8 protein-coding genes are annotated in these 6,991 nt (G+C 66.7%); 5 read left to right on the top strand and 3 right to left on the bottom strand.

Going from position 1 to position 6,991, the window contains the following annotated elements; translation table 11 throughout:
• Positions 1-84: 84 nt before the first annotated feature.
• A complete protein-coding gene (locus AAEX57_RS13135) occupies positions 85-1,551 on the bottom strand; it encodes a GntP family permease (protein ID WP_342092726.1) in 1,467 nt (488 codons plus the stop codon).
• Positions 1,552-1,828: 277 nt separating this feature from the next.
• Here AAEX57_RS13135 and AAEX57_RS13140 point away from each other — a divergent pair, with 277 nt between their 5' ends.
• The 4 genes from AAEX57_RS13140 to AAEX57_RS13155 all read left to right on the top strand — a co-directional run bounded on the left by AAEX57_RS13140 (position 1,829) and on the right by AAEX57_RS13155 (position 5,302).
• A complete protein-coding gene (locus tag AAEX57_RS13140; RefSeq protein ID WP_342092725.1) occupies positions 1,829-2,605 on the top strand; it encodes an SDR family NAD(P)-dependent oxidoreductase in 777 nt (258 codons plus the stop codon).
• A gap of 28 nt (positions 2,606-2,633) precedes the next feature.
• Entirely contained in the window at positions 2,634-3,518 is an 885-nt protein-coding gene (locus tag AAEX57_RS13145) for a transketolase (protein ID WP_342092724.1), read from the top strand.
• Positions 3,515-4,510 carry a transketolase family protein gene (locus AAEX57_RS13150; RefSeq protein ID WP_342092723.1) on the top strand — a complete coding sequence of 332 codons (996 nt, stop codon included), beginning with the start codon at positions 3,515-3,517 and terminating at the stop codon, positions 4,508-4,510. The genes AAEX57_RS13145 and AAEX57_RS13150 overlap by 4 nt, the downstream gene beginning before the upstream one ends.
• 141 nt (positions 4,511-4,651) lie before the next feature.
• Positions 4,652-5,302: a GntR family transcriptional regulator gene (locus AAEX57_RS13155; RefSeq protein ID WP_342092722.1), complete on the top strand. Its 651-nt coding sequence runs from the start codon at positions 4,652-4,654 to the stop codon at positions 5,300-5,302.
• A 23-nt stretch (positions 5,303-5,325) separates the two neighbouring features.
• Here AAEX57_RS13155 and AAEX57_RS13160 read toward each other — a convergent pair whose 3' ends face one another.
• Positions 5,326-5,460, bottom strand: a complete 135-nt coding sequence (locus tag AAEX57_RS13160) for a hypothetical protein (RefSeq protein WP_342092721.1) — start codon at positions 5,458-5,460, stop codon at positions 5,326-5,328.
• 31 nt (positions 5,461-5,491) lie between these two features.
• Positions 5,492-5,896 carry a hypothetical protein gene (locus tag AAEX57_RS13165; RefSeq protein WP_342092720.1) on the bottom strand — a complete coding sequence of 135 codons (405 nt, stop codon included), beginning with the start codon at positions 5,894-5,896 and terminating at the stop codon, positions 5,492-5,494.
• 43 nt (positions 5,897-5,939) lie between these two features.
• Between AAEX57_RS13165 and AAEX57_RS13170 the strand changes: the two genes are divergently transcribed.
• On the top strand, positions 5,940-6,863 hold the full coding sequence (locus AAEX57_RS13170) for an isoaspartyl peptidase/L-asparaginase family protein (protein ID WP_342092719.1): 924 nt from the start codon (positions 5,940-5,942) through the stop codon (positions 6,861-6,863).
• Positions 6,864-6,991 lie beyond the last annotated feature (128 nt).

A 6,991-nucleotide genomic window follows, 5' to 3' on the forward strand; every position in this document is an offset into this window, starting at 1 on the left:
GGGGGGGGGGGGGGGGGGGGGGGGGGAGGGGAGGGGAGGGCGTGTTTCCCCCCCCCCCCCCCCCCCCCACCACACACCCCGCGATCAGAAGATCAACGCCAAGGCGCTGCAGTAGACCAGCCCGATGATGGCCAAGATGGACTGCGCCAACGTGTAGACCTGAAATGCGCCACGCGTGGTGAGGCCCAGCATCTGCTTGAAGATCCAGAAGGTGTTGTCCGTCACGTTGCCACCGAAGGCGGCGCCGCAGGAGGCAGCCATCAGGATCAGGACCGGCGGCAGCCCGGTGGCCGCCACGACGGGGGCAAGGATGCTGGCACCGGTCATGGCCGCGACGGAGCCGGAGCCCTGGGCGATGCGCAGGATGGCCGCCACCAGCCAGGCGAGCAGGATCGGGATTCCGGCATTGGCCTCGAAGAGCTTGCCGAGCATGTCGCCGATGCCCACCTCCGTGATGACCTGACCGAGGGAACCAGCCACACCGGTGAACAGCAGGATGGAGCCAGATGTCTGTGCGCCACGGGTGATGATGTCCTCCACACCGTCGCGGGTGACCAGCGGGATCGTCTCCACGATGCCGATTCCGAGACCGATCAGCAGTGCCACCACTGGATTGCCCAGGAACTTGAAGACCGCCGGGGAGTTGCCCATCAGCAGACGGCAAGCCGTGTCGATGATGATCAGGACGATCGGCACGATGATCGGGAGCATTGCCACGAAGATGGACAGGTTCAACGTCCTCGCGTCCTGCCCGGCGTCGGCTGCATCGTCCACGAGGGAAGCCGCCACGATGTCAATGCTGTCGAGGGAGTCGCTTGCCGCCCGCAGGTCCGTGCCCACGGTGTCCCCGGCCTCGAAGCGAGCCTGCAGCTCGGTCCGGTGCGCGTCCACGTCGTCGTGCGGATAGCCGGCATCCGGGAGCTCGTCCTTCTCGGGCTTCCAGGTCCGGTCGGTGACCAGCGTGTGCACGAAGATGCTGCTGACGATCAGGATGATGCCCGACGGGATGCCCCAGATCAGCATGGTGCCCATGTCGATCTTGAGGGAGGCGGCCATGGCCAGCGCGGCGGCGCCGGGGATCACCATGAGCAGGGCCACCTCGAGTCCGATGGCCAGGGCGCCGGCAATCGGGGCGACGTTCTTGCGACTGCGCACCGCAATGGCCTTGGCGATGGGTGCCATGATCACGAGGGCGACGTCGAAGTAGATGGCCGGGAAGATGATGCCCGAGGACAAGCCGAGGATGTAGGACGAGGCCTTGGGGCCGCCCATCTTGAGCAGACCGTCGACCACGCGCTTCATCGTGCCGTTCGCGGACAGGATCGCACCGATCATCACGCCGAAGCCGATGATGAGGCCGACCTCGAACATGAGGTTTCCGAACCCCTTGCTGACGGCCGTGACGGAATCCGTCGGGCCGAGGCCGCCTGCCACGCCCAGGTACAGGGCACCGACGACCAGTGAGATGACGGGGTTGATCTTTCCCCCGACGATGAGCGCCACGATGCCGACGATGGCAATGGCGAGATGGATGAGAATTGCGAGATCCACGGGTGACTCCGATCGATGAACGACATTGTTCTGGACCTGGTTTGTCGAACCGGCATTCCTGACGACCCGACGGACCCACGATGGTTCGAGGAGGTCACCGTCAGACGGCGCGATGCAGCGACGGTAATCTGCCCGACAGTTGAGTGTCAACAGTCAACCTCGGTGAGGTTGTTCACAGCACCGACTCCTTGACGAGCCTAGATCGCGAGAGGTTGACTGTTGACACTCAACAACGCAGATGGCAGCAACGGTGCGCCATCAAGGAGGAAGAGTCGACATGGGCTACGGAACTGGTGTGGGCACCCGGACAGCGGTCGTCACAGGGGCCTCATCTCTCAAGGGCATCGGCTACAACGCCGCCCTCCGCTTTGCGCGGGAAGGCTGGGCGGTTGCCATGCTGGACATCAACGAGGACGGCGTTCGACGCGCCGCACAGGCCGTCCGGGACGAGGTTCCCGAGGCACAGGTGGAGTCCTTCGTCGCCAATGTGGCGGACCCGGCCTCCGTCGAACAGGTGGCCACGGCCGTCAAGGAATCCGGGCTTCCCCCGGTGGGCGCGCTCGCCAACATCGCGGGGATCCCCTCCCCCAAGGGCTTCCTGGAGATCAGCCTCGACGAGTGGAACCGCGTTCTCGCCGTGAACCTGACCGGCAGCTTCCTGCTCAGCCAGGCCCTGGTCCCGCAGATGATCGAGGGTGGCTACGGCCGCGTGGTCAACATGTCGTCAGTCACCGCCCAACACGGAGGCGGGGTCTTCAGCAAGACCTCCTACGCGGCAGCCAAGGCCGGCGTGCTCGGCCTCACCCGCGGCATGGCACGTGAGCTGGCCCAGCACGGAATCACCGTGAACGCCGTGGCCCCCGGCGTGGTGGACACCGAGATCCGGGTGGGGTCCTCCGACGAGACCGAGCGAGCCCTGGCTGACGCAGTCCCCCTCAAGAGGCAGGCGCAGCCCTGGGAGATCGCGGCCCTGGTCTGCTGGCTGTCCAGCGAGGACTCGGCCTACATCACCGGCTGCACGCATTCCATCAACGGCGGCACGTACATCGCCTGAGCAACGACCCAGACAGAAGGTGAGAACAGTGCAGAACACCAGCATCGACCAGCTCAAGGAACACGCCAAGGAGCTTCGCAAGACGGCCGTCACCATGGTCTACGAGGCCCAGTCGGGCCACCCGGGCGGTTCGTTGTCCGCGGCCGACCTCGTCTCCTACCTATACTTCCGGGAGATGGACTACCGGCCCCAGGAACCGGCCTGGCCTGATCGGGACCGCTTCGTCCTGTCCAAGGGACACGTGGCCCCCATCCTCTACTCGGCTCTGGCCATGACGGGATTCGTGCCGATGGAGACCATCCACACCCTGCGCAAGATGGGCTCCCCCTTCCAGGGGCACCCGGACAGCAAGAAGTGCCCCGGCGTCGAGATTTCCACCGGCTCGCTCGGCCAGGGGATCTCCCCCGCCGTGGGGATGGCGCTGGCCGGCAAGCGCGACGGCAAGGACTACCGCGTCTTCTGCCTGCTCGGCGACGGTGAGTGCCAGGAGGGGCAGGTCTGGGAGGCATTGCAGTGCGCCCACACCTACCAGCTCGACAACTTCTTCGCGATCATCGACCAGAACAACCTGCAGATCGACGGGCACACGGATGAGGTCAGCCCGAATCTCGACTTCGTCAAGAAGCTCGAGGCCTTCGGCTACGACGCGCACGAGGTGGACGGGCACGACATGCAGGCCATCGCGGATCTCTTCGACGAGCTGCGTGACAAGAAGGACGGCCGCCCCAAGGGCATCGTGCTGCACACCATCAAGGGCAAGGGTGTCTCCTACATGGAGGACGTCGCGTCCTGGCATGGCACCGCCCCCAACGAGGAGCAGTGGAACCAGGCCCTGGAGGAGTTGGAGAGCCCTCCGGACCGCGCGCAGTACGAGGAAGCAATCGAGGACATCGAGGAAGGGCTGGACCGATGACGTACACCGTCGACAACGACAACAAGAAGCCCACCCGCAACGGATTCGGTGACGAGATCGTGGTGCTGGGCAAGGAGAACCCGGACATCTACGTGATCGACGTCGACATCGCGAAGTCCTGCAAGACCGACGCCTTCGCCAAGGAACTGCCGCAGCAGCACGTTAACGTCGGCATCGCGGAGCAGAACGCGGCGGGTCTGGCCGCCGGCCTGGCCACCACGGGAAAGATCCCCTTCGTCGCCACCTACGCCGTCTTCGGTTCGCTGCGCATGGGCGAGCAGATCCGCCAGTCCATCTGCTACCCGAAGCTGAACGTGAAGATCGCCTGCAGCCATGGCGGGCTCACACCCGGCAATGACGGCGGCAGCCACCAGGCCATCGAGGATATGGGCGTGCTTCGGACCTTCCCGGGGATGACCGTCGTGATGCCCGCCGACTACAACGCCACCCGAGCCTTGACCCGCAAGGCCGCCGAATGGCAAGGGCCGATGTTCCTGCGCTTCACCCGGGACGCGATGCCCACCATCTACGGACCCGACGAGGAATTCGAGATCGGCAAGGCGAAAGTGCTGCGTGAGGGTGAGGACCTGGCCATCATCGCCAACGGGGACACGGTGCGACTGGCCCTGGAGGCCGCGGAGCTGCTGGCCGTGGATGGCATCCAAGCCCGGGTGTCGGACATGCACACCATCAAGCCCCTGGACGTGGACGAGGTTCGGCGCTCGATGCAGTGCCACGGGCGGGTGATCACCGTCGAGGACCACACGATCTTGGGTGGTCTGGGCAGTGCCGTCAGCGAAGTCGTCGCTCAGGACGGTGGTGCCCTGGTCCGCCGGATCGGCATCCAGGACCAGTTCGGCCAGTCTGCCACCTACGAAGAGCTGCTCGAGCTGAACGGCATCACGACGACGAACATCGTCGCGACGGCCCGTGAACTGCTCAGCCTGGACCCCGCCGGTGGGCAGGTCCAGGTGCAGCCGCAGGGACGCTGAGCCGCGCGCCGCGGCTCGGCCGCTGCAGGGGGTGGGAGCCATGTCCCCACCCCCTGCACTCGGCCCCGCCCCGGGACAGGTCGACGAACCGATCTTCTTGAACGGTGTAAAGTCGGCTCGACCCCGGAAAGTGAGGACCTTGTGTCTCTGGCCGCTCTCAACCGCAGCACCCTGCGTGAACAGCTGCTCGACCGTCTCCGCGAGGGCATCCTCGACGGCACCTTTCCCCCCGGATCCCGGATGGCCGAGGTCGAGCTGTCAACGCAGTTCGAGGTCAGCCGTGGCACTGTCCGCGAGGCCCTCCGCACGTTGCAGAACAGTGGTCTGCTCGAGGGCAGGGAGCGCAACAGCCTGTATGTGCGGCGGTTGTCACGGCGTGACATCGAGGAGCTCTTCCAGGTCCGCGACGCCCTGGAGGGCAAGGCCGTCGAACTGCTCCTGCAACTCCCCCACGCCCGGCAGGCCGTCGACGCGATGGAACGTCAGCTGCCCGAGACGACCGAGTCGATGACCTATGCGCAGCGTTTCGAGATCGACCTGAACTTCCACCAGATCTTGGTGGAGTCCACCGGGAACCAGATGCTGTTGACCATGTGGTCCGGCATCAAGGACATGATGCGCATCGCGGCCCTCGCGTGGGCCGACGAGACGGCTGCCTCGCTGATGACCGTGGCACATCACCAACCGATCATCGACGCGCTGCGCACCGGGGACGCGGTACAGGTACGACAGGTGCTCAGTGAGCACATGCGTGCCGCTGCCGAGAAGCTGGGAGCCAAGGCCGAGGGCTGAGCGGCCCCCCGTGCCCCCTCCGCTCAGACAAGGTGGACGCCGGTGTCCGGCCCCTGGGCACCGAGCGCACGCAAGTGCTCCACCAGTTCCTGGACGGCCTTGTTCTCATCGACCTCCGTGAGGCTGTTCCACCTGGCTCCGAGCGGCACGTGGCTCACGATGAGTCCAACCTCTGCCACGGTGGGGAGGTCAGCGTAGAGGCGGACCCGCTGGCGCGCGGACACGGCGTAGGCGTCGGCGCGCTTGGCGGCCGACGGCAATCTCGACACCGGGCCAGCGCAGCGGCAGACCCAGCACCGGCACCGACCAGGCAGGTTGCCGGCTCCCCTCGGCCACGAAGGACAGCCGCCCGCCGGAGACCTCGAGGATGCCGGACGTCCCGGCACCGGCGCCGGTGAGCACCCGCGCGTACCAGCGCTCGGCCGGACCGGAATGCAGCGGCGGCATCCCGATCAACTCCGGATCGCGGCTGCGGGCAGCGAAGCGTTCCGGATGCTTCACGCCACGCCACAGCAGGATGCCGACCGCTGCGATGGCGAGGGCGGGCAGGATGAACCAGACCGCCATGACCAAGCCGAACTCGACGAAACCCATGGGGCCAGTCTCGCCGGGCCGGGGGCCAGATAGGTTCATGGACATGCCCATGGTTCGCACCCACCTCGTCCCTGCCAGCGATGCCACCCCCAGCCTGGTGGTCCATGCCGGGGCGGGTGGACGGATTGCCGAACTGTCCGACGAGCAGGAGGCCGCCTTCCGGGAGGGCCTGACCACGGCGCATCGTGCCGGCCGGGAGGTCCTCGATGCGGGCGGGTCTGCCCTGGACGCCGTGACGGCTGCGGTCGTCGTCCTCGAGGACGACCCGCTGTTCAATGCCGGACGTGGCGCCGCGCTGACGCTGGCCGGTGGCGTCGAGCTCGACTCGTCGGTGATGGCGGGCGACGGCCGTGCGGGTGCCGTGGCCGCCGTGACGCGCGCCAGGAACCCGGTGCGGGTGGCACGCCACGTCATGGAGGCCACTTCGCACGTGCTGTTGGCCTGTCCCGACGACGAGCTGGTGGCCGCCGCCGACGTGGAGCTGATGGAGCCCGACTACTTCATCACCGACGCCCGTCGGCGCCAGTTGGAGCGGATCCTGGCCAATCAGGAGGCACCGTTGAAGCACGGCACGGTCGGCTGTGTCGCGCGCGACTCCCACGGATGCCTGGCGGCCGCGACGTCGACCGGCGGCATCTCCAAGCAGTTGCAGGGCCGGGTGGGTGACTCCCCCGTCATCGGCGCGGGAACCTGGGCGCGCGACGGTTTGGTGGCCATCTCCTGCACCGGCGATGGGGAGGCCTTCATCCAGGGCGCCGTGGCCCATGACGTCTTCGCGCGGATGGCCTACGGCGGTCAGGACGTGGAGACCGCAGCGACGGCCACCTTCGCCTCCGAGTGCGATCCACGGGATTCGACCGGTGGCCTGATCGCGGTGACCGCTGACGGCAGCATCTTCCTCTGCCACAACTCTGCCATGATGTTCGCCGCCTTCCACGAGGACGGCGACCTGGTCAGTTGGCTTTGAGGGCCCTTGGGACTTGAGGGTGGATCGGGTGTTGTAGTCGGGTGACCTGGTCCGGGTAGGGGTCGAGGTCCCGGGCATGATCAGAGGACTCTTACCTCTTCTGATCGCCAAGGACCTCGACGTTGCCC

Origin of the sequence: Luteococcus sp. H91 (assembly GCF_038433135.1) — a bacterium.
Lineage (GTDB): Bacteria > Actinomycetota > Actinomycetes > Propionibacteriales > Propionibacteriaceae > Luteococcus.